Source organism: uncultured Henriciella sp. (assembly GCF_964005855.1).
Lineage (GTDB): Bacteria > Pseudomonadota > Alphaproteobacteria > Caulobacterales > Hyphomonadaceae > Henriciella.
Genome location: NZ_CAXFSW010000001.1, coordinates 77,982 through 99,874, shown reverse-complemented (window position 1 = coordinate 99,874; position 21,893 = coordinate 77,982). Strand labels below are relative to the sequence as shown.

Sequence of the window (21,893 nt, the reverse complement as noted above, 5' to 3'; positions counted from 1 at the left end):
CTGCGTCTGGTGCCCTGCCCTGCTCACAGGCGTCGCCGCCATGATTGTCAGCCCGTTTCTTGGGCAACTGCGCACCCTGAAGCACGCATTCCGGCGAATCGCCCCGTGAGAAATCTGTTCGTAACCACACCCGGCTTGTTGACCGCGCTACCCTGCCTGTCGCATTGCGACTGGGCAGCAGGGAAAGGTACGCGCGCTGACGAGCCCGGATCAAATCTACGATATGGCGGAGATGGACGTTGACGCGCTCCATCAGCACTTCCGGTCCATCTTGCAGTCGGTACCGGATGCCATGGTCGTCATCAACGACGCCGGGATCATTACGGCGTTCAGCAAGGCGGCCGAAACCCTGTTCGGTTATGAGGCCGACCAGCTGCTGGGACGCAATGTCAGCATCCTCATGTCGCCGTCCGAAAGGCCGCATCATGACGGCTACATCACGCGTTACCTTCGAACCGGTGAACGGCGCATTATCGGCATTGGCCGGACCGTTACGGCGCGGCGGTCCGACGGCTCTCTTTTCCCCATCGATCTCAAGATCGGCGAGGCCAAGATCGGCGAACATTTTCTTTTCACGGCGTTCATGCGTGACCTGACCGAACAGCGGCGCAATGAAACGCGCATGAAGGCCCTGCAGGCTGAGCTTGTCCATTTCTCGAGGCTCAGCTCCGTCGGCACAATGGCCTCTGCCCTCGCGCATGAATTGAACCAGCCGCTGACCGTTGTGACCAACTACCTCGAGGCGGCGCGCGACCTTCTGGATGCGCCCGACGAAGAGACCATGAAAATGGTTCAGGAAGCGCTGAACGAAGCGGCGAAACAGTCGGTACGCGCAGGCCAGATCGTGCGAAAACTGCGCGACTATGTCTCGCGCGGCGAAGTCGAGAAACGCGCCACCGATCTGGTGCCGTTGCTCGGCGATGCTGTGGCCCTTATCCAGACCGAGATGGATAACGCCAAGGGGGCCATCACCGTCAGCGTCGCCGAAGATACCCCGCACGCCATGATCGACCCCATCCAGATCCAGCAGGTGGTGATCAACATCGTCCGCAATGCCTTCGAGGCCGTCGCCAATGAGGCTGAGCCCCGGATCGATATCCGGGCCAGCATGACCGACAATGGCATGGTCCTGGTGACGATTGAGGACAATGGACCCGGCATAGACCGGGAAGTGTCTGAACAGCTCTTCCGGCCGCTGGCAAGTTCCAAGGCGACCGGCATGGGCCTTGGCCTCTCCATATGCCGCACCATCATCGAAGCGCATGGCGGCACGATTGAAGCGATGCCTGCCGGCGAGACGGGCACCCGTTTTGCCTTCACGCTGGAATGTGTAGAAACCGACACATGACCGATACAGAAAAGCAGCTTGTCCATCTCGTCGATGACGATGAGGCGATCCGCCATTCAGCCAGCTTCATGCTGCGCCTCGCCGGCTACCGGGTGCAGACGCATCCTGACGGGGTGAGCTTTCTCGACAAGCTCGATGAGCTGGAGACAGGCTGCGTCCTGCTCGACGTGCAGATGCCCAAGATGAACGGCCTTGCGGTACAGAAGGCGCTGAACGAACGCGGCTGCGAGATGCCGGTCATCGTCCTTACCGGTCATGGTGACGTCTCCGTCGCTGTGCAGGCAATGAAGGCAGGCGCGGTGAACTTCGTTGAGAAGCCCTACGAGAAGCAGGTCCTTCTGCAGGCCATCAATGAAGGCTTCGAACACCTCGACAGCCTGCATCAAGGCGCACTTCAGAAAACCGAAGCTGAAAAGCGGCTCTCCCATCTCAGCCCCCGCGAACGCGACATTCTGAACGGGCTGGTCGAAGGCCTGACGAACAAGGGGATCGCCAACTCCCTCGATATCTCTCCGCGCACCGTGGAAATCCACCGCGCCAACATGATGGACAAGCTCGGCGTCGACAGCCTGTCGGCTGCCCTGCGCATCGCCTTCGCCGCGGGCCTCGGCGCGTCAACGTAAAAACGCCCAGTCCGCTTGCCGCCGCAATGACGCTAGCTGGGCACGGGCCCGGTCTGCGTGTCTTCAAGCGCTTTCAGCACCAACACCCGCCAGATACGCTCCGGCAGGCTGGACGGCTTTTCCAGCTGCAGGCGCTGAAGGTGCGGGCGCCATGGCTCGGCATCCGGGCCTGAAGCGACCGCCGCCGCGACATAGCCCGCCTGCTGCCAGAAGCTCGCCGTATGGTCCTGAAGATGCTCGAGCGCGAGCGCCAGATCCTGCTCAACCTCATCCATTTCCGTCCCGAAGGGATAGGTTGGCAGATAGCCAAGATGCGGGCGCAGCGCGGCGTCGATGGCGTCTGGCGTATTTTTCTTCCACGCCTCAGGCAGCTTGAAATCAGCCGCCAGTTTCTTCGCCGCAATCGCTTCGCGGACCAGCTCGTCCTGAAAGCGGCTGTCCGTGATTGCCAGCATACGTTTGACGCATTCCTCATCGGGCTGGCCGCGTAGGTCTGCCACACCGTATTCGGTGATGATGATATCGCGCAGATGGCGCGGCACGGTCACATGGCCGTAATTCCAGACAATATTGGACTCCACCTTGCCCTTGCTCTCGCGCACGGCTTTCAGAAGGATGATGGAGCGGGCCCCTTCCAGCTCATGGGCCTGCGCCACGAAATTGTACTGTCCGCCCACACCGGACACGACGCGCCCGTCTTCCAGCGCATCGGAGGTCACTGCGCCAAGGCAGGTCGCCTTCATGGCAATATTGATGAACCGCGCATCCACCCGCTCGCGGCGGCGCACCTCTTCATTGCCATAGAGCGCATTCACATCGTCGACCGAGGTCATGTTGATGAGGTTCAGGACGTCGTCCGGCGCCTCCCGGAGCGCGCGGTAGAAATTCTGCGGCCCCAGGTAAAAGCCGCCATCGATGGTGATATCGCGCCCTTCATGGGCCCGGCGGGTGAAGATACCGGCGCGCAGGATCTCGAACATGCCCTGGGTGAACATTTCGGTACAGCCATAGAGGCCCTGAATGAAGGGCGACTCGCAGCCCTCCTCCACCGGCCCGGCGGGACCAGGCAGCGCGCGCACGGCATTCTGGTATTCGGCCTTGTTGGCATGGCGCAGCCGCACCGACTGCGCGGCCCCGTCACCCAGCGAGCCGATACCGATCTGCAGCGTCCCACCATCCTTCACGAGGCGCGCCGCCCGAAGCCCGATGGCATGGCTGGTCAGATCGACGCGCGGGGCCGGCGGGCCTGCCAGGTCATAGGCGCCCGCATCCAGCAGCATGTCGAACTCATCGGCCGGCACTTCGGCATCATTCGGCATGAAAGGCAGCTTCTCATTGAGCTCCCCGACCACCAGAAACTTGTCGCGGCCAACCTTCTCGCGCATCAGCGGAATGAGATCGAGGCTGAGGTCTGAATTGCAGGCGAGGCTGTAGCGGCCATCGCGCCGCGAAATCATCTGGCCGAGAACATTCACGCCCTCGGCAATGATCCGGCGCATCGCATGGGTATAGTTCACACTGTTATAGTGGCGCTGGGCATATTCATTGCCCAGCAGTGAGCCGGTCGACAGAAAAAATTCCTCCACCTCCACATTGGGCGGCAGCTGGCCCTTCAGGCGGTCGCTGGCATAGGCAAGATCGGGATAATCGCCGAACAGCTTCTCGATCAGGGGCCCGCCAAACCGGCTGGCAAGGCCGGGCGGCGTCTTCGGCCGGATGATCGATAGCGCGGTATAGATTTTCAGCGTAACCGTCGGGTCGGCCTTCGCGATCTCATAGAGGGCATTGGCCAGAAGATTGGCCTTGCCCAGACCCAGTGGCAGGGCCAAGCGGACCTCCTTGCCGATCTGGTCGATGACCGCCTTCGCGGCTGCTTCAGCACTGGTGTGGACGGGAAGCGTGCCCGCCCTGGAAGTTTCCATCTCGTCCTGCATCTACACCTCGGTTGGCTCGGCCGGGCTCGAAGTGTCCGGCGTCTCTGCCTCCTGAGATGGGGTCTCTTTCTGACGAAGTGTAGTGCACGGCCCGCCGCGAAACGGCGCAAACCCGGAACCGAAGACCGCCCCGAGATCGAGATGGTCTTCCGAGGCCACAATGCCCTCATCCAGCACCCGGCGCACCTCTTCATACAGCGGCGCCAGCAGGCGTTCCTGTATGTCCTCAAGGTCTGAGGCGGGTGTCTCGACGTCTTCCTTCTTCGGTTTGCCGTCTTCCCAGACATAGAAACCCTTGCCGGTCTTCTTGCCGAGATCGCCGGCCTCTACCTTCCTGACCAGCCGTTCCGGCGGCTCACCGATATGGTCGAGCTCACGCGCCAGTACACGGCCGACCTCAAGACAGATATCCAGCCCCACCGTATCGGCCACTTCCACCGGGCCCTGCTGCATGCCGAAGGCTTCGGCTGCCGCATCCACTTCCTCCGGCTTGTGACCCTCATCGATGAGGTCCACTGCCTTCAGAAGATATGGCGTCAGGATACGGTTCACGAGGAAGCCGGGCGCGCTCTTCACCGGCAGCGGCAGCTTGTCGATGGCCTCGATAAAGGCGAGCGCCCGGTCGCGGGTCTCCTGGCTCGTCGTCTCTCCGGAAACGATTTCGACCAGCGGCATCTTGGTGACCGGGTTGAAGAAATGCAGACCGACAAAATGCCCGGTCCGCTCCGGCGGCAGACCCTCGGCCAGCGTCTCCAGCCTGATACTGGACGTATTGGTGGCAATGATCGCGCCGGGTTTCAGCTCACCCATCAGCCCGTCATAGATTTTCTGCTTGATCTCCGCCTTTTCCGGCCCGGCCTCGATGACGAGATCGGCCATGCGGACGCCGTCTCCTTTGGGGTCCGGGATCAGCCGGTCAAGCGGGTCGCGAATGTCATCGGAGCGGTCGGTCTTGCCGTCCATCCAGTCGTGCGCACGGCCCATCGCCTTGGCGATGACCTTGTTGTCGATGTCCTGCAGCGTGACGGTAAAGCCATTCATGGCCGACCACATGGCGATGTCGGCGCCCATCGTCCCGGCACCGATCACATGGACATGGGAAATGCCGTGGCCTTCCGGGCGGCGCGCCTCGCGTTTCAGGGCCTCGCGGCGCAGGAACAAATTGATGAGATTCTTCGACGTCTGCGTCTGGCTGAGGTCGACAAAGGATCTGGCTTCCGCTTCAAAGGCATCATCGCTGCCTGTTTCATGCTCGAACAGGTCGATCAGCGCGAAGGGCGCCGGATAATCCTCCTTGTCGAACCGTTTCCCGGCCTCCTTGCGGGCGCGGCTTGCGATCAGCCGCTTACCCGGCGATGACATCTCCAGCGTGTGCTTAACGCCATCGATGAAGCCGCGATCTTTCTTCTTCTTGCCCGTCTTCGCCGCCGCTACAGCGGCCGCGTCCAGATGCCGGTCAGGCACAGCGTCGCGCAACAGACCGATCTGCTTGGCCTTTTTCGCGTTAATCGTCTTGCCCGTCAGCATGAACTGCAGCGCGGTCGCCGGCTCGACCAGCTTGGGGAACCGCTCTGTGCCGCCAAGCCCCGGATGCAGGCCGAGCTGCACTTCGGGAAAGCCGAAACTCGCGCCCATATCGGCCACACGGTGATCGCAGGCCAGAGCCACCTCCAGCCCGCCACCAAGACATGTGCCATGAATGACGGCCACCGTCGGGCAGGGCAACGCCTCAAGCCGCTTGAGGGCCTTATGTCCCTGATCGATCAGCGCTTTCAGCTCTTCGGGGCTGGAGCCTGACAGCTCCTCGATGTCGGCCCCGGCCATGAAGCCGCTCTTCTTGCGTGAGCGGATGAAAAGGGCCTCGGGCGGCGATTTCTCAAGCTCGCTCAGATAGGCTTCGAAACCGTCCAGAACGGGCCGCCCGAGCGTATTCTGCGTCTGGCCGGGCACGTCGAGATAGAGTGTGGCCTCGCCATTCGAGTGCTTTTTCAGGTGCCAGATGTTGCCATTGCCTTCCATCAGGCTGTCTCCCCTTGAGTCTGTATTTCAGGGGCCTGCGTTTGAACCGGCCCGTTAATCGCTTCCAGAAGCATGCCACCGCCCTGGCCGCCACCGATACACTCGGTGGCAATGCCCGTCCGGTTGCCGCGCCGCTTCATGGCGTTGAGGGCGTGCAGGACGATACGCGCCCCGCTTGTGCCGACAGGATGGCCAAGACTGACCGCGCCGCCATCGACATTCAGCCTGTCGCGGTCGATGCTGCCGAGCGCACTGTCCAGGCCAAGCTCTTCGCGGCAGAACTCATCGCTCTCCCACGCCTTGAGGCAGGCGAGGACCTGATGAGCAAACGCCTCATTCAACTCCCAGAGATCGATATCGCTCATCCCGAGCCCATTACGCGTCATGATGGGCGTCACCGAATGGACGGGACCAAGCCCCATGCGCGCCGGTGAAAGCGCGGCCCACTGGCTGTCCTTGATCTCGCCAAGCGGCTCCAGGCCATGTTTTTCGACAAAGCGTTCTGACGCAACGATCAGCCAGCACGCCCCGTCGGACACCTGCGAGGAATTGCCCGCCGTGACATGCCCATAGGGCTTTTCGAAGACCGGTTTCAGCGTCGCCAGCTTCTCGACCGTGGAGTCGGGGCGCACCCCATCATCCTTGTCATAGAGCTCGCCATCCGGGCCGAAGACCGGGTCTATTTCCTTGTCCAGCCAGCCTTCCTGCTGTGCGTGGGCAAGGCGTTTATGACTTTCAACTGCGTAGGCGTCCGCCTCGCTGCGCTTGATATCCCATTCATAGCGAAGGATTTCCGCCGTCTGGCCCATGCCAAGGTCAACCACCGTGTCCGTCAGGCCCTTCTCGACCCCGATAACGGGTTCCAGCATGGAAAAACGGAATTTGCTGACCGCGCTCAGGCGTCCCAGCATGGATTTCGACATGTTGACGTCGGCGAACCAGTCCACCGCATCCTCATTCAGCAGGAGCGGCGCATGGCTGAGGCTCTCGGTCCCGCCAACCAGCAGGCAGTCATAATCGCCCGCGCGTATATAGCGGAATGCGCTGTCGATGGACTGCATGCCAGAGCCGCAATTGCGTTGCACGGTCCAGCCCGGCATGTCTTTGCCAAGCCCCATGCGAAGCGCTGCCACGCGGGCAGGATTGGTCGCTTCCGCGCCAGGCGAACCACAGCCGAGGATCACTTCCTCGATCTCGCCGGCTATCTCAGGGTGGCGCATCATCAGGACGCGTCCCGCCTGAACGGCAAGATCGACGGCGCTGAAGGGCCCAGGTTTGCCGCGTGCTTTCAGAAAGGGTGTGCGGTTTCCGTCGACGACATAGACCTTCATGCTGATTGCGCCCTCATTGGTTCATCTGGTGCTGAGTTTAGACCGGTCTTTTCAAGCCGTGACGGGTCGAAACTGTCGACCTCGATCACCTCGCGTACGGCGCGGTGCAGATCCTTGAGCTTTTCGTGCTCCTGCGCGGTGATCACACCGGCTTCGCGCGCCGCATCCGGCGTCTCGGCCTTTTCTTTCTTCATCTTGTCCTTGAGCGGCTGACACTCGATCGTCAGGGCAAGCGCGCGTTCAAGCGCTGCAAGCGGGTCGGCGCCCTTGCCGGTAAACACACCCTCTGTCAGGCGCTGACGTGAAGCCCCCGGTTTCTGGATGAGATCGGCGACCGCCTTGGTCATCCGGTCCGTCGGGCCACGGCGGCGTTTGCCGCCGGTCTGGGTCAGCATCTTCATCACGCCGCCCCAGAAGCCGCTCGGGAAATTGTCCCCGACTTCGGCGAGCTTCGCATGCATGCGGGCAACGCCATCGGCAAAAATCCAGTCGAGCAGCGGCTTGTCGGCCTCTGGCCGTCCATCGGCTTCGAACCGCTTCAACGCGCCGCTCAGCAGGAAGAGCTCTGCCAGCACGTCGCCAAGGCGCGCGGAGATGCTTTCCTTGAATTTCAGCTTGCCGCCCAGGATGCCGAGCGAAATTTCCGACGCCACGGCAAGGTTCGCGCTGTAGCGGGCAAGCTCTGTATAATAGGGTTTGAGGGCCTTCGGGGCATCCTTGGGCACGGAGGCAAAGCGCCCGCCTGTGAGCCCGTGAAACCAGCTGCGCCAGATATTGGCGACGTCATGACCGACATGGCGCCAGAGAAGATCATCGAATTTCCTCAGCGCCTCCTTGCGGTCCTCCAGACGCACGGCCTGCATCTCTTCAAGGATATAGGGATGGCAGCGGATCGAGCCCTGACCGAAGATGATCAGGCTGCGGGTCAGGATGTTGGCGCCCTCAACCGTGATGCCGATGGGGATGGCCCGGTAAGGCGTCTCAAGATAGTTTTTCGGCCCGACACAGATCGCCTTGCCGCCATGCACATCCATGGCGTGATTGATCGTTTCGCGCATCCTTTCGGTTGCGTGATATTTCATGATCCCCGACGCCACGCCCGGATGGTGGCCATTGTCGAGACCAATCGTGATGAAGCGGCGCGCCGCTTCCAGCTGGTAGGCAATCGCGCCGATGGGGGCGAGCTTTTCCTGAACGCCCTCGAACTGGCCGATGGAGATGCCGAACTGCTCGCGCACACGCGCATAGGCCCCTGTTGACTGGGCGGCGACTTGCGCCGCAGCGGTTGAAAGCGACGGCAGCGAAATGCCCCGGCCCGCGGCCAGCGCGCCCATCAGCATCTTCCAGCCCTGGCCGGTCTGTTCCTTGCCGCCGAGAATCTGGCTGACGGGCACGAACACATTGCGGCCCCAGCTCGGCCCGTTCTGGAAAGCAAGGCCGGACGGAATATGCCGGTCGCCCGTATCGACACCCGGCAGGTCCGTCGGCACCAGCGCCACCGTAATCCCGAGATCCTTCTTGTCACCCAGAAGGCCATCTGGGTCTTCCAGCTTGAAAGCAAGACCGATCAGCGAAGCGACAGGGCCAAGCGTCGTATAGCGCTTCTCCCAGTTCAGCTTGATGCCGAGCGTGCGCTCACCTTCCCATTCGCCTTCGCAGATCACGCCCGTTGCCGTCATGGCAGAGGCATCCGAGCCGGCCTCGACGCCGGTCAGCGCAAAGCAGGGTATTTCTTCACCGCGCGCCAGGCGCGGAAGGTAATAGTCCTTCTGCTCCTGGGTGCCATACAGCATGAGTAGCTCGCCCGGCCCGAGAGAATTCGGCACCATGACCGAAACCGCGGCCGACACGTTGCGCGTCGCAATCCGCTTGACGACTTCCGAATGGGCAGAGGCAGAGAAGCCAAGGCCTTCATACTCCTTCGGGATGATCATGCCGAAGAATTTGTGTTCCTTCAGGAAGGCCCATGCCGCATCCGGCATGTCCATCATTTCATGCTCGATCTCGAAATCGTCCAGCATGGCGCAGAACTCTGCGACTGGCCCGTCGAGAAAGGCCTGTTCTTCTTCGGTATAGCCCTTGGAGGAGAACTGGCTGAAGGTTTCCCAGTCGGGCTTGCCTGAGAAAAGATTGGCTTCCCACCAGGTGTCGCCGGCCTCAAGGGCCTGCGCTTCGGTACCGGACAGGCCCGGCAGGACCGACTTATACCAGCCCATAAGGGGCTTGCTCACAAGATTGCGCCGCAGCGCTTTCAGTGGATTGGACATCGTCCGGCTCACTTCCTGCTTCTGTGTTATCTATAGGGAAAGCGCACCGGAGTGGGTTGAGGTTCCTTGCAACTGCACCCACTGGGAACACGAACTCCAGAAGTTCGTTACGCGCCATAATCAAACAAGAAAGCACGCCTCCCATGTATCGTCGTTCAGCTCTCGTCGCCTCCCTTCTTGCCAGTACCGCCTTCCTGCCCGCCCATGCGGACAGTTTCGCCGTCAATGAGTATTCGGCGTCGGACCTCGGGCGCGCCAATACCGGCCGCGTGACCCAGACCGAGGATCCCGCCGCCGCCTTCGGCAATCCGGCCCTGCTTACCCACTTCGACCGCCCGGCCGTCTCGCTCGTCGCCAGCGGCATTCTCGGCAATGCGCACTATGACGATGAAGGCTCGACCGGCGTGCTCGGCAATCCGCTGGGCGGCGACACGACCGGCTTTCTTTCCGATGAGGCCATTCCGGCCGGCCACGCCGTCTACCCCCTTAGCGACCAGGTGGCCTTCGGCCTCTCCGTAACCGTGCCATTTGGCCTCTCGACAGACTATGACGCCGGCTGGGCGGGCCGCTATCAGGGCATCACCTCAGAGCTTCAGGCCATCAATATCAATCCCAGTATCGGCTATGAGATCACCGACACGCTTTCCTTCGGTGTTGGTCTCAACGCCCAGTATATCGACGCCCGCCTGACCAGCGCCATCGACTTTGGCGCCGTCTGCTTCCAGCAGGCAGGTCCTGCCACCTGCACCGCTGCGGGGGTCACCCCGACTATGGCGGACGGCCTCATCGAGGTTGAAGGCGATGACTGGAGCTATGGCTGGAATGCCGGCTTTGCCTGGGAGCCGCATCCCGACTGGCTGATCGGCCTTCACTACCGCTCCAGCGTCGATCAGGAGCTTGAGGGCGACGCCGACTTCACCGTTCCGGCCAACGCCACCTTCCTGACCGCGACCGGCGCCTTTACCGACACGCCGGGCTCTGCCGGCCTCGACCTGCCTGCCTCCACAGAGCTTGGTGTGCGCTGGCAGGCGACAGACCGCGCCACCCTCTACGCCAACGCCCAGTGGACCGAATGGTCGAGCCTCACGGAGCTGCGTGTCGAATTCGACAATCCTGTCCAGCCGGACTCGGTTGAGGAACTGAACTATGACGATGCCGGCCGCTACGGCTTCGGCGGCGACTACAAGGTCTCGGACCAATGGACGGTCCGCGCCGGTTATGCCCTCGACGAAACGCCTGCTCCGGCGGCCTTCCGCACCGTCCGCATCCCGGACAATGACCGCCACATCTTCGCAGTAGGTACCACCTGGAGCCCGACCCCCGACTGGTCGGTGGATGCAGCCTATAACCGGGTGAAGATCGAGGATGCCGACTTTGACCGCACTGGCGATTCCGGCGACCGCGTCGTCGGCGAATTCAGCGGCCATGCCGATGTCATCTCAGTGGCAGCGACGCGCCGCTTCTAGGCTCCGGCCAAGATCAGACTAGCCAAAGGCCCGGATTGCCAGAGAGGCGGTCCGGGCCTTTTTTTCTGGGCGTTTGAAACACCGTCCATGCACCGCCCATACACCATGGGTGCACCGTGAATTTCGTCGATTCTAGAGCGTTTCGGGGGACCGCTCGGCAAATCTCGGTCCGGCATCTTCCAGATCCTTGCGGTAGGACGAAATCCGTCTGTCCAGCAGGTCTTCGCCCTTCGCCGTCGCCGCCCCCCGCAGGCAAAGCGCCCAGCCAATCCCCACCGTTGGCGTCAGCGCCGCGGTTGCAAGGCTCCCCACAGCCCAGGAGAGCAGCGCGCCGCCTGTCAGATGCGCCATGGTCTGCAGCGTAATATCTACGGGCAGATCGCCCGTGAGATAGCCATCCTTCACCGCCCTATCCACCAGCGCCCGCCAGATCGCCCGCGTCTGCGCCAGCCGTTCAGGCGTTGCGAGCCCCATATCGTCCTGGCCCGTCGTGCTGAGCAGCGCGCGCCAGAGCGTCCGGTAGAACTCCGGATCGCCCGTATAATAGCTGAAAGCGAGCTCATGCGCCCCGAAGATCCGCTCAATGCTGTTGCCGCGATCCAGCTTGGCAAAACGCTCTGCGAAATCGCGCTCATCCTCAAGCACGGCCAGCACCACCGCCCGCTTGGAGCCAAAGAGATTATAGGGCGTGGACAGGCTGACTTCGGCGCGCTGGGCCAGCATCCGCATGGAAAGATCGGTATCGCCCGTCTCCCGGATCAGGTCGCGCGCCGCCCGTACGATACGGGTCCGCCTGCGGGCCTTTGCCTGCTCGCGTTTACCGAGATCCTCCACGATGCCCTGCCCCTCTGCCGGGCGGCCAGTCACGCCGCCAGCTTATCCTCTCCACCGGGAAGACGTAGATCGGCGCGATGGTCGATAGCAAGCGCGGTCATCAGCTCTTCACGGGCCGGCCCGGGGCTGGGCGGATAGGCGCGCGCATTGCGTTTCTTGCCGCGCGACCAATAGTAAAGCACACGCGCGAAATTCCCCGGCTTGCCGAGCCATTTGTTGGGATGTTCAAGCATGTGAAACCCGCGCATGGCCTGTCGCAGAAGACCAATGTCTGAACGAACCGCGATCCGCACGCCGTCGTCAAAGAAGCTCTCAATCACCCTGCCACGCCAGCTTTTGCGATAGCCTGGTGTCAGCGCCGCCTCGGCCTGCCTGATGGCTGAGCGGTCCTGAGTGCGCTGGTTGATATAATATGGCCGCAGCTCCTTGCGCAGCCGGGCATGATAGGCGCGCTGGCGCTCAAGCGGGTCAGTCGTCTCCTCAAGCGTTTCACGTAGCATTTCAGCGCTGACAGCCGCGAAGGAGCAGCCGCGTCCATAGAGCGGGTTTGTGCGCACCAGCGTGTCGCCCAATGGGAAGTAGTTGCGGGTTGCGGGCCTGTCTTCGATGACCATGTCGCGCCAGCGGCTATGCAGGTCGCCCATGCCGTGCACCTTGCCGCGGGGCTCTGAGCGCTCTGCATTGGTCCAAGGCTGTATACCCGGCAGCTGTAGCGTGATCGCATGAAACACGTCGGGATTCATGATCGCCTTGCGCAGTTCCAGCTCCACTTCCGGGACCGAGATAGTGACGGAGAAACAGCCATTGTCGCCCGGAAAAACACCGAATTTGATATAGCCAAGATCCCCGCTCGCGGGCGGGCTTTTGGTACGATCCGGCTCTTCCTGGCCCGGCAGCAGCCTGTAATGCCGGGTGAAGTAGAGGATACCGGCGGTCTCGCTCTCTTCGGTGATCCCTGCGCCCTCTTCCATGAGCTGCTGAATGAGAAAGCCGGACTTGCCGCTGGCATCGACGACCAGATCGGCCCTCAATTCCAGTGGCCTCTCATCCTGCTCACCAGCAACGCCCTGCACCGCCACGACACCATCTTCATCAGGCTCCGTGAGCAGTTTACGCACGAAAAAGCCCGGCCGGATGGTCACGTTTTCGAGCCTCTCGACATAGTTGCGAAGGGCCAGCTCCAGCGTCGTCCTCCGGCTCGTGATGATGGTCAGTTCCTCATCCTCGGGCTGGGGCTCATAGCGATCGCGCTGAATGTCTGAGAGCATCATCTCGAAGGTCAGCTCTCGGGCACCGAGCTCTTTTAATTCCTCGAGCAAAGCGGGGTGATGCTTTTTGATGATGCCGCGCAGGCGCGCAAGAAAAGCATGGCTCTGGCGCACATGGCCTGCTCCGCGGCGATGCCAGTCAAGGAAGACGACATCTGCATCCTCGGCTGGCGGCGGGCCATCGCGTTCAAGGATGGTTATCTGACGGCCGGTCGGTGCCAGCGATAGCGCCGTGCACAGGCCGCCAATGCCCGCGCCTATGACAAGTACGCTTTCCCTCATCCGTCCACCTCCTTCAGGAAATCGAGAATGATCTCGTTCACCCGGTCTGGCGCTTCCTGCTGGGTCCAGTGACCGATGCCCGGGATCAGCTCATTGATCCGAAGGTCCCGCACATAGGTCGGCATGGCCTGATAGGCCTCGGCAGCCATCATGATCACGCCATCCTTGAGACCGCCGATAAAGAAGGCCGGCTGGTCGATATGGTCTGGCGCGCCTTCGGTCAGCTTCCAGGCAAGGTCGTGATTGCGGTAATAATTGAGCGGGCCGCGCATCCCCGATGCGCTCGAACTCCCCCGTATAGAAATCAAGGTCTTCCTCGCTCAGCCAGGCTGGCAATGTCTTGGGGTTGGGCAGGCCGGTGAACATGTCATCCTCCGGCCCCTTGGCAGGCAGCGTGGTGAGGTCTGTTTCACCCCCCGCCATGACCAGGAATTTCTTGAGCGCGGTACGGATGTCGGCCTCGAATTCGGCTTCGGCGACGCCCGGTTCGAAGAAGTAAAGCTGGTAGAAGAACTGCCCCTTGAACATCTCCCGCATGGCCGGCATCGGCTGGACGGGTGAGCGCGGCATAAACGGGACCGAAAGCGCCCCCACGGCGCGGACCTTGTCCGCGTGGTGCAGCGCGCAGGCCCATGCCGTCGGTGCGCCCCAGTCATGGCCTATGACAATCGCCTTGTCATAGCCAAGCGCGCCAATGAGACCGATAATGTCCTTGCGGACCTCGACCTGATTATAGGCCTCGATCTCATGCGGCTTGTCGCTCTTGCCATAGCCCCGCATATCCGGCGCGACCACATGATACCCCGCCTTCGCGACCGGGTCGAACTGGTGGCGCCAGGAGTACCAGGACTCCGGAAAGCCATGCAGGAGCAGGACAAGCGGTCCCTCGCCTGCCTCTGCTATGTTCAGTTCGATCCCATTGGTCGCGACGCGCCGCTGCGTCACCCCCTCCCAGCTCATTCGGCTGCCACCAGTTCAGGCTGGCTCTCCCTTGCACCGGGCAGGATTTCACCGCGCGCATCCTGATAGCCATCCCTGGCGGACCAGGCGATCCCGCCGCCAACAATGACGGTATCGACGCCATGGGAGTCGCGCACATAGCGGCTGCCATCGCCCGGCACGTCCTGAACGAATTTCTCCACGCCCCGGTCGATCTTTTCCGGATCGAAGACAGTGATGTCGGCGATATAGCCTTTCTGCAGCAGGCCGCGCTCCGGAATACCCCAGATAGAGGCGGTGTCCGACGTCACCTTCTTGATCGCATCCTCCATGCGGACCGTCTTCAGGTCGCGCACAAAGCGGGCGAGCAGATAGCCGGTATCCCCATAGGTCGAGAAGGAGAGGATATGCGCGCCGCCATCGCTGGCACCAATATGGACGCGCGGATGGTTGAGCAGACGGGCGACCCGGCCATCATCATTATGCCCCATGCTGGCGGCCAGGAAATGCGCGTCCAGGTCTTCTTCCACCGAAATGTCGATCATGGCTTCAACCGGGGTCACACCGCGGTCCCTCGCAATCTCACCCAGCGTCTTGCCGACATATTTCTGATTGGCGTCTGTCTTGACCTGCCGGAGCACCAGACCCGCCCAGAGATCCTTCAGCTCCGCCACTTCAGCGGCGCGCGCCTTGCGGTTTTCAGGGTCGGCAAAGTGCGCGCGGATCTCCTCATGGGTCCCGAACCGCATGATGTTGTACCAGTTGCGGAAGCGGATGAAGAGAAGGCTCGGCACGGCGAAGCTGAAGGAAATGTCGATCGGGCGGGTCTGGACCTGCGGCCATACGCGGGCTCCGCGCGCGAACTGTTCATCGACACGCTCCATCACCTTGTCGACGGAAGCGACATTGTCGGAATTGACGAAGAGCGGCGAGAAGGTCGTCGGAATCTGGTATTTGATCGACAGCTCGGCCAGCTGGTCGAGCCGCGCAATCGTCAGGTCCGGATCGTAGAATTCCGGCACGATCTGCAGCATGCGGCCATACTCACCGAGGACTTCAGCCAGCGCCTCGACCTCGCGGGCCTCTGCGTAACGGCTCGGTACGGGCTGGAGCTTCTCGTCCATGTCGACATAGCTGGTCGAAAGGCCCGCGGCGCCCGCATCGAGGCATTCGCGCAGCACGTCCTGCATCTCGGCGATTTCCTCATCGGTCGCGGTGCGCTCGGTGGCGGCATCATTCATGACCCAGAGACGGATAACGCTGTGGCCGACGAGCGGGGCGACGTTAATCGCCAGCCCCTTGCGGATGCGTGTGATGTATTCGGAGAACGTCTCCCAGTCCCACACCACACCTTCACGGAAAGCCTTGTACGGCATCTCCTCAATCTGGTTGAACATGCCGACCAGACGCATGCGGTGATCTGCCTTGAGCGGGGCCAGCGAGAGCGAGCAATTGCCCGGAACGATTGTGGTCACACCATGCGACAGGGCTGGCTTGGCCGCGCCGTCCCAGAGGAGCTGCGCGTCGAAATGGGTGTGCGGGTCAATGAAGCCGGGCGCAACGACTTTGCCGGTCGCGTCAACTTCCTTGCCAGCCTCTTCAGTAATGCGGCCAATTTTGGCGATACGGTTGCCGGTCACGGCGACATCGGCCTGATAGCCGGGCAGGCCCGAGCCGTCGACGACGGTTCCATTGCGAATAATGAGATCATACATGGGAGGTGTCCCTTTGGTCTGAATTGTCTTCGTTCTGGTAGCGGGCAGAAGAGGCGGCGAGCGCGTCGCGCACGAGTTCCCAGCCCTTGCCCGTGAGGTCTTCCGGATCGTCCGTGCCGGCCGATTGCAGGAGGGTGCGGGTCGCATATTCGTCCAAGGTGACGAGCGACTGGCCGCCATTTGCAAATTCCAGCGTCACGATCAGCTCTGCGATGCCGTCATGCGCCGCAGCAATCTGGATGTGCTTGATCACGGCAGCGTTCATGAGGCAGCGAGCGGCGGCTCAACAAATATGACATCGCTCGGCAGGATAGGGTTGCCGGCGCGCGGGCTGCCTTCCGGTGCGGGCGCGCGCATGTAGACATGGAGATTCCAGCTCTGGAGGCTGGATACAGCTTCCTGCTCGCTCAGGCCGGGCAATTCCCGCCCGGCTATGGACGCCCAGGAATCCCCCGCCTCCGGCAGAATGGATTTTCTGACGACTGATAGATCTGACATTGTGCCCTCCAATTATTATTTTCTTTTTTAGAACATGTTCTGATTTTTTGCACAAGACTTTCTACACGATGCCTTGGGAGACGGATCATCGGTCTGACCTAGTGCACCGGGCAAAGAAAAAGCCGGCCCTGCGGGAGGCAGGCCGGCTTTCGCGGAATTGAATTGTCTCAGCTGGTGCCTGCGCGCTTTGCGCAGAGGCTTCGCATTGTGGCCTATTCAGCCGCCACCATACGCGGCTCATCCGGCCTCACGGCCCGGCGGATGACATCGAAATAGTCCTTCGAGATACACGCATACCCGTCATAATAGCCACGCTCTGCCAGAAGGCGGTGCAGGCGGCCGAGCCGGTAGGGCGGCACGCTGGCGAGGAGGTGATGCTCCAGGTGATAGTTCACATCATTCGGCGCAACGATGACCCGCTGCCAGAAGGGCGCGACGGTGGTGCCGGTATTCAGCCGCGCATCCAGGCTGGCGCGGTCGAGCGCCGTGCCGTGCTCGCCGATCTGGCGCAGGCGTACGATGGCCGGATAGACGAAAAGACGGGCCGCCCACCACATGAGGTAAGCCCATGGCGCGCCTGCAAGGGTCACCGCGGCGAGCAGGACGACATGGAAGAGAACCCACGGATAATTACGTGACAGCTTGAACTTGCGCAGGTCTCTCATCGTATCGCGAAAACCGGTCTGGCCGGTAAAGTCGCGCATGAATTTACGCTTCAGGCTGGACCGGGAGACGGGGTAGTTTTTCACGAAAACAATGTCCGGATCATCCGGCGTCCCCGCAAATTTGTGATGCTTGAGGTGATAGGCGCGGTAGGCCTTGAGCGAGGTATTCATCGGCGCGCCCGCGAACCAGTGCCCGACGAACTCGTCGACCTTCGGGTTCTTGAAGAAGGCATGATGGGCGCAATCATGATTGATCACGCCAAGGCCGAGCTGGCGCCCGCCGAGGATCACGATGCCAGCCAGAATGGTCAGCGGGTTCGGCCAGACGATGGCGATAGCAAACGCAAGGGCAATGAGGCCCCAGTTGAACAGGAAGCTGCCAAGCGCGCGAATATCGGATTTCTTCTGGAATGCCCGCAGCTCGCTCTTCGAGAGCGCTTGCGAAAGCTTCATACCCTGTTGCATGAGCGGACTCCTGATGTCTGGCCTTTCCCCTTTATTACATTTATAAGCACACTCTGTCAAATGACGTATTATTTTCAGCCTCTCGACCGGAAGGACATGACCGCACGCGCCTTGGTCCTGTCCCTGCTGAGCAGCCGACGCAGCGAACCGGAATCGATTTCGCGGCTGATACAGGCTGCGAGCCTTTTCGATATCGAAGCGTCCACCCTTCGCGTGGCGGTGACCCGGCTATTGAAGGAAGACCTGCTGGAAAGCCCGGCGCGCGGCCTCTATCAGCCGGGGGCGAAATCGCGCTCGCTGGTTCAGCGCCTGCAGGACTGGCAGAATGTCGAGCGCAAGATCGCGCCCTGGACAGGCGCCTGGCTGATCGCGCTGACCCATCATCTGGGGCGCACCGACCGGAAACAGCTCGGCGCCCGCGAACGCGCCCTCGGCCTCTCTGGCTACAGGCGCACACCCGAAGGCGTCTGGACCCGGCCCGCAAACCTCGCCTTGCCGCTCGACGAACACCGCCGGGAGCTGATCGCCATCGGCGCGGACGATGAGATCCTGCTTCTCCACGCAGATGAGATCGAGGCCCCGGCCGCCTCCGGCTGGCCAGAGCTATGGTCTGCGGAGAAACTGGCGGCCACCTATGAGGACGCAACGGCGGCTATGGAAGAAAGCCTGAGCGGGCTCAGCGACCTGCCCGTCCCCGATTCAGCGCGCGAGACGCTTCTGATCGGCCAGGCCGTTATCCGCCTCATAAACTATGACCCGCTCCTGCCGCCGGAGCTGGCCGACCAGGCAGGTTTTCTCAACATGGTCGAGACCATGCGGACCTATAATGCGGCAGGTCTCAGATGCTGGCAGGCTTTCTTTGCTGCGGGCGATTGACCCCTAGTCGCAGTGCCAGCAGGTCTCATAGGGCGCATAGCCGATGGGGCCGCCGGGCGGCAGCGTTTCGGCCTCAATGGCTGGCGGATTGACGTCGGCAGGGGCCTCAAGGAAGTCCTCGATCCGGCTTCTCAGCCAGACGGCATGATCCCCGCCCTGCCCTTGCAGCGCATCGGACATGTCACGCAGCCCCGAGGCCGCTGCCGCCTTCACCGCCGCTGTCGTGTCAGCGCCTGCAAGATCCATCAGCGAGAAGGCATAGCGGGCACGCACCGCTTCGGCGATGGGGCGGGTGCGCGCTGCATTCGGCGTTGTCATCACCGCCTGCTGGACCCGCGCCAAGACGTCCCCTGCGCCCGGATTGGCCGGATCGCGGCGATGAAACTCAACGAGCCGGGCGACACGCTGGGGCTCCAGCAGGATACCAAACGTCGTCGCCGCCGCCGTATCGGCCGCCGCTATAAGGTCGAAAGCCGGGCTGGCCGAGCTTGCAAACCTCTCCCTGTCCCAGTCTGCCAGCATGTAGTTGGGCATACCGGGCGTCAGCAGGTTGAGTGTCTCGTCGGACAGGTCCAGCCGCGCGGGCGCAACCGTCTCCAGAAGCGCGTCCAGAGCCTCCAGCTGGCGCTCTGGCGCAACGATCTCTGCCGCAGGCTGGCCATCACCGCGCTGTGCATAGTTGAAGCTCATCCCGCCAACCAGCTTGGCGGCCGCCGCCGTCTGGTAGCGATGATAGAGGTAGATGGGCACGATCACATCATTGAGGCCGGCAATGGGCTCGCCTTCGGCGACGCGGTCGGTGCCGAAATTCTCAAGCGCGATGCGGCGGATTTCGAGCGTCTCGCGAAGGGCCGCGACAGGGTCCGGGCCATTGTCCCAGATATTGCCCAGCGGATGGCCCGTGGCGGTGCCGCGCGCGTCCTGGTCGGCGACAAAGATCAGTCCGTCTGTCCGCGCGTCCAGCACAAGTTGGTCGCGCTCTTCCTCGGTAAGATCGCCGTAGAGCCAGGTGGCGGCGAACTTGTCCCAAGTGCCGATCCCGACGCCGTAGACATGGCTGAAATCCAGGTTGCCATCCTCCACGCGTACATCGGGGGCCGGGTAATCCATGACAGAGCCCTTGCCGTAGGTGCTTGCGGCAAAATTGTGCTGAAAGCCGAGCGAATGCCCGATCTCATGGGCCGAAAGCTGGCGGATACGGGCCAGCGCGAGTTCGACAGGGTCGTTCTGCGATCCGGTTCCGGTTTCGCCCGTTCCGGTCAGACCCTCGAAAATCATACGGTCCTGACGCACGCGCAGGGAGCCGAGGATCACGTGGCCCTTCAGCATTTCACCTGTGCGCGGATCGGAAATGCCGCCGCCATAGGACCAGCCCCGTGTCTGGCGGTGCACCCACTGGACGACATTGTAGCGGATATCGAGCGGATGGGCGTCTTCGGGCAGGATCTCCACCCGGTAGCCATCTGGATAACCAGCCGCTGCAAAGGCGTCCGCCCACCAGCGCGCGCCATCCAGAAGCGCGTTCTGGATCTGCGGGGGCGCACCGCTGTCGATATAGAAAACGATGGGATTGATGGTCTCGCCAGCTTCATTCTTCTGCAGGCGATAACGACGGGCGAGCCGGGTCACCACCGGCTCATCAAGCGCCGCGCTATAGTCGAAATGAACCTGATCGATCACGCCCGCGCGCGGATCGGCCTCTAGCGGCGTATAGCCTTCTTCCGGCAGGCGCACGAAGGAGTGGTGCTGGATCAGCGTCACATCATTGCCGCTAGCGGCCGTGGTTGCGACTTCGCTGCCCGGATCGCTGCTGGAGAGGGTCAGGAAGGCATCAACTTCGACATTATCGGGAAAGACAAGGACATTGTCCGGATCGACCAGCGAGCGGTCCGCCTTGAGGGCAAAACTTCCCTGCCCGGCATCTTTCAGGTGCTGGACGAGGTTCAGGCTGTCGCCGGTCAGGAAACCTGTAAGGTCAAAGGTGATCTCGCCATTGCCCTCTGACGTTACCTCTGCGCTGGCAACGAAGGAGTTGGCGAAACTCTCGGCCACCGCGCGCGCCTCAAGCGGGTTTGCCGGATTGGCGCGGTAGGTCTGATTCTCGACCTCCAGCACCACCTTGTCACCGATCTTGCGGAAGACCAGGATTTCACCGCTCGAGCCCCAGCCGCGGTCAAGACCGACCGGGTTCGAGCCCAGCCCCGCCTTGAGGCGGACCGCGTGGATCATCCGCAGCATGACGCCGTCATCGCCTGTCGGCGCGGGAAGCGTCGCCAGCACCTTGTTCTCGCCGGTCACCTCGAGATCGATGAAAACATCTCCGCCCTGCGCATGGGCGGCAGGCGCCAAGATGAGGAAGGTGGCTACGATTAATCCGGTCACGATCTGGCGCACGGGGCGGTCTCCTTTTCCTGCTGCCGGGACCCTACGGGCATTGGCAAGGGAATGTCGAGCGCCTGCCGCGCGGGAAAGCCGAGAGGCAGATTGTCTTCTGCCTGCCTTCCTGCGAATTTGCGGCGCAAAACAGAGGAGACAGGACAGATGGCAGACCTCGCAAGCAGGCTTTTCGACTTTTCGGGCAAGACGGTTCTGGTGACCGGCGGCAGCCGGGGACTCGGATATGAGATGGTGAAGGCCTTTGCCGAGCAGGGCGCCGACATCATCATCGTCAGCCGCAAGCTGGACGCCTGCGAAGAGGTGGCAGAAGAAGTCCGCAAGCTTGGCCGCAAGGCACTGGCCCTCAGCGCGCATTGCGGCAAGTGGGAAGAGATCGATCCGATGATCGAGAAGGCCTATGAGGCGTTCGGCAAGGTCGACATCCTCGTCAACAATGCCGGCATGAGCCCGCGCGTACCCAGCCACGAGGTGCCCGAAACCCTGTTCGACAGCGTTCTGAACCTCAACTTCAAGGGCCCCTTCCGCATCGGCTCCCAGATCGGCAAGCGCATGGCCGACGGCGATGGTGGCGTCATTATCAATATTTCCTCGACGGGCGCGCTGATGCCGCTTCCGGAAGTGGTGCCCTATAGCGGCGCCAAGGCGGCGCTGAATGCCATGACGGTCTCATTCGCACGCGAATACGGCCCCAAGGTTCGTGTGAACACGATCTCCGCCGGCCCCTTCCTCACCGATATCTCGAAGGCATGGCCCGAGAAAATGCGGGAGACAGCCGACAATGCGCTCGGCCGCCCGGGCAAGCCGGAAGAAATCGTGACGGCAGCGCTCTGCCTCGCCAGCGACGCCTCGAGCTTCACAACCGGCACCATCCTGCGCGTGGACGGCGGCAGCTAAGGCCCGCCCAATCGGCTCTGCCATATCGACAAACCCGGCCCAGGCGTGCAGGTTCTGCGGCGTGATGCTGCA

At 62.1% G+C, this 21,893-nt stretch carries 18 protein-coding genes; 5 read left to right on the top strand and 13 right to left on the bottom strand.

Annotation, left to right across the window (positions count from 1 at the left end; all coding sequences use genetic code 11):
- Positions 1–223: 223 nt before the first annotated feature.
- Positions 224–1,348: a PAS domain S-box protein gene (locus ABNU55_RS00465; RefSeq protein WP_290751739.1), complete on the top strand. Its 1,125-nt coding sequence runs from the start codon at positions 224–226 to the stop codon at positions 1,346–1,348.
- Positions 1,345–1,971: a response regulator gene (locus tag ABNU55_RS00460; protein WP_290751737.1), complete on the top strand. Its 627-nt coding sequence runs from the start codon at positions 1,345–1,347 to the stop codon at positions 1,969–1,971. Before ABNU55_RS00465 ends, ABNU55_RS00460 begins: the two co-directional genes overlap by 4 nt.
- A 32-nt stretch (positions 1,972–2,003) precedes the next feature.
- On the opposite strand, the gene ABNU55_RS00455 is transcribed toward ABNU55_RS00460, so the two are convergent.
- The 4 genes from ABNU55_RS00455 to ABNU55_RS00440 are packed head-to-tail and all read right to left on the bottom strand — an operon-like array spanning position 2,004 to position 9,522.
- A complete protein-coding gene (locus ABNU55_RS00455) occupies positions 2,004–3,893 on the bottom strand; it encodes an acetyl-CoA hydrolase/transferase C-terminal domain-containing protein (protein ID WP_348764175.1) in 1,890 nt (629 codons plus the stop codon).
- A gap of 12 nt (positions 3,894–3,905) precedes the next feature.
- Positions 3,906–5,924 carry a 3-hydroxyacyl-CoA dehydrogenase NAD-binding domain-containing protein gene (locus ABNU55_RS00450; protein WP_290749533.1) on the bottom strand — a complete coding sequence of 673 codons (2,019 nt, stop codon included), beginning with the start codon at positions 5,922–5,924 and terminating at the stop codon, positions 3,906–3,908.
- Complete coding sequence (locus ABNU55_RS00445; RefSeq protein ID WP_348764218.1) at positions 5,924–7,261, bottom strand: acetyl-CoA C-acetyltransferase; 1,338 nt, start codon at positions 7,259–7,261, stop codon at positions 5,924–5,926. The genes ABNU55_RS00450 and ABNU55_RS00445 overlap by 1 nt, the downstream gene beginning before the upstream one ends.
- The gene (locus tag ABNU55_RS00440) at positions 7,252–9,522 is read right to left on the bottom strand and encodes an acyl-CoA dehydrogenase (RefSeq protein WP_348764174.1); all 2,271 of its coding nucleotides are present in this window, start codon (positions 9,520–9,522) and stop codon (positions 7,252–7,254) included. The genes ABNU55_RS00445 and ABNU55_RS00440 overlap by 10 nt, the downstream gene beginning before the upstream one ends.
- A 143-nt stretch (positions 9,523–9,665) precedes the next feature.
- On the opposite strand from ABNU55_RS00440, the gene ABNU55_RS00435 reads away from it, so the two are divergent.
- Positions 9,666–10,988: an outer membrane protein transport protein gene (locus tag ABNU55_RS00435; RefSeq protein WP_290749524.1), complete on the top strand. Its 1,323-nt coding sequence runs from the start codon at positions 9,666–9,668 to the stop codon at positions 10,986–10,988.
- A gap of 132 nt (positions 10,989–11,120) precedes the next feature.
- On the opposite strand, the gene ABNU55_RS00430 is transcribed toward ABNU55_RS00435, so the two are convergent.
- From ABNU55_RS00430 to ABNU55_RS00395, 8 genes are all read right to left on the bottom strand, one after another.
- The gene (locus tag ABNU55_RS00430) at positions 11,121–11,855 is read right to left on the bottom strand and encodes a helix-turn-helix domain-containing protein (RefSeq protein WP_290754141.1); all 735 of its coding nucleotides are present in this window, start codon (positions 11,853–11,855) and stop codon (positions 11,121–11,123) included.
- Positions 11,852–13,372, bottom strand: a complete 1,521-nt coding sequence (locus ABNU55_RS00425) for an FAD-dependent oxidoreductase (protein WP_290754138.1) — start codon at positions 13,370–13,372, stop codon at positions 11,852–11,854. Before ABNU55_RS00425 ends, ABNU55_RS00430 begins: the two co-directional genes overlap by 4 nt.
- On the bottom strand, positions 13,369–13,524 hold the full coding sequence (locus ABNU55_RS00420) for an alpha/beta hydrolase (RefSeq protein WP_290754135.1): 156 nt from the start codon (positions 13,522–13,524) through the stop codon (positions 13,369–13,371). The genes ABNU55_RS00425 and ABNU55_RS00420 overlap by 4 nt, the downstream gene beginning before the upstream one ends.
- Entirely contained in the window at positions 13,463–14,332 is an 870-nt protein-coding gene (locus tag ABNU55_RS00415) for an alpha/beta hydrolase (protein WP_290754132.1), read from the bottom strand. The genes ABNU55_RS00420 and ABNU55_RS00415 overlap by 62 nt, the downstream gene beginning before the upstream one ends.
- On the bottom strand, positions 14,329–16,026 hold the full coding sequence (locus ABNU55_RS00410) for an amidohydrolase family protein (RefSeq protein WP_290754130.1): 1,698 nt from the start codon (positions 16,024–16,026) through the stop codon (positions 14,329–14,331). Before ABNU55_RS00410 ends, ABNU55_RS00415 begins: the two co-directional genes overlap by 4 nt.
- Positions 16,019–16,279 carry a hypothetical protein gene (locus tag ABNU55_RS00405; RefSeq protein ID WP_290754128.1) on the bottom strand — a complete coding sequence of 87 codons (261 nt, stop codon included), beginning with the start codon at positions 16,277–16,279 and terminating at the stop codon, positions 16,019–16,021. Before ABNU55_RS00405 ends, ABNU55_RS00410 begins: the two co-directional genes overlap by 8 nt.
- Before the next feature lie 8 nt (positions 16,280–16,287).
- Positions 16,288–16,524 carry a hypothetical protein gene (locus ABNU55_RS00400; RefSeq protein WP_290754126.1) on the bottom strand — a complete coding sequence of 79 codons (237 nt, stop codon included), beginning with the start codon at positions 16,522–16,524 and terminating at the stop codon, positions 16,288–16,290.
- Between the two features lie 212 nt (positions 16,525–16,736).
- The gene (locus ABNU55_RS00395) at positions 16,737–17,654 is read right to left on the bottom strand and encodes a fatty acid desaturase family protein (RefSeq protein ID WP_290754123.1); all 918 of its coding nucleotides are present in this window, start codon (positions 17,652–17,654) and stop codon (positions 16,737–16,739) included.
- 60 nt (positions 17,655–17,714) lie between these two features.
- Between ABNU55_RS00395 and ABNU55_RS00390 the strand changes: the two genes are divergently transcribed.
- Positions 17,715–18,530 (top strand): hypothetical protein, encoded by an 816-nt coding sequence (locus ABNU55_RS00390; RefSeq protein WP_290754120.1) that lies wholly within the window; start codon positions 17,715–17,717, stop codon positions 18,528–18,530.
- 3 nt (positions 18,531–18,533) lie between these two features.
- On the opposite strand, the gene ABNU55_RS00385 is transcribed toward ABNU55_RS00390, so the two are convergent.
- The gene (locus ABNU55_RS00385) at positions 18,534–20,924 is read right to left on the bottom strand and encodes a zinc-dependent metalloprotease (RefSeq protein ID WP_290754116.1); all 2,391 of its coding nucleotides are present in this window, start codon (positions 20,922–20,924) and stop codon (positions 18,534–18,536) included.
- 147 nt (positions 20,925–21,071) lie between these two features.
- Between ABNU55_RS00385 and ABNU55_RS00380 the strand changes: the two genes are divergently transcribed.
- A complete protein-coding gene (locus tag ABNU55_RS00380; protein WP_290754113.1) occupies positions 21,072–21,821 on the top strand; it encodes a glucose 1-dehydrogenase in 750 nt (249 codons plus the stop codon).
- The last annotated feature ends 72 nt before the right edge of the window (positions 21,822–21,893 follow it).

Excerpts from the sequence above, each read along its gene's own strand:
- ABNU55_RS00455 (WP_348764175.1), bottom strand. The coding sequence starts at position 3,893 with ATGGAAACTTCCAGGGCGGGCACGCTTCCCGTCCACACCAGTGCTGAA.
- ABNU55_RS00435 (WP_290749524.1), top strand. The coding sequence starts at position 9,666 with ATGTATCGTCGTTCAGCTCTCGTCGCCTCCCTTCTTGCCAGTACCGCC.
- ABNU55_RS00380 (WP_290754113.1), top strand. The coding sequence starts at position 21,072 with ATGGCAGACCTCGCAAGCAGGCTTTTCGACTTTTCGGGCAAGACGGTT.
- ABNU55_RS00425 (WP_290754138.1), bottom strand. The coding sequence starts at position 13,372 with ATGAGGGAAAGCGTACTTGTCATAGGCGCGGGCATTGGCGGCCTGTGC.
- ABNU55_RS00420 (WP_290754135.1), bottom strand. The coding sequence starts at position 13,524 with ATGATGGCTGCCGAGGCCTATCAGGCCATGCCGACCTATGTGCGGGAC.
- ABNU55_RS00395 (WP_290754123.1), bottom strand. The coding sequence starts at position 17,654 with ATGCAACAGGGTATGAAGCTTTCGCAAGCGCTCTCGAAGAGCGAGCTG.
- ABNU55_RS00440 (WP_348764174.1), bottom strand. The coding sequence starts at position 9,522 with ATGTCCAATCCACTGAAAGCGCTGCGGCGCAATCTTGTGAGCAAGCCC.
- ABNU55_RS00460 (WP_290751737.1), top strand. The coding sequence starts at position 1,345 with ATGACCGATACAGAAAAGCAGCTTGTCCATCTCGTCGATGACGATGAG.
- ABNU55_RS00390 (WP_290754120.1), top strand. The coding sequence starts at position 17,715 with ATGACGTATTATTTTCAGCCTCTCGACCGGAAGGACATGACCGCACGC.
- ABNU55_RS00400 (WP_290754126.1), bottom strand. The coding sequence starts at position 16,524 with ATGTCAGATCTATCAGTCGTCAGAAAATCCATTCTGCCGGAGGCGGGG.
- ABNU55_RS00465 (WP_290751739.1), top strand. The coding sequence starts at position 224 with ATGGCGGAGATGGACGTTGACGCGCTCCATCAGCACTTCCGGTCCATC.
- ABNU55_RS00410 (WP_290754130.1), bottom strand. The coding sequence starts at position 16,026 with ATGTATGATCTCATTATTCGCAATGGAACCGTCGTCGACGGCTCGGGC.
- ABNU55_RS00415 (WP_290754132.1), bottom strand. The coding sequence starts at position 14,332 with ATGAGCTGGGAGGGGGTGACGCAGCGGCGCGTCGCGACCAATGGGATC.
- ABNU55_RS00450 (WP_290749533.1), bottom strand. The coding sequence starts at position 5,924 with ATGGAAGGCAATGGCAACATCTGGCACCTGAAAAAGCACTCGAATGGC.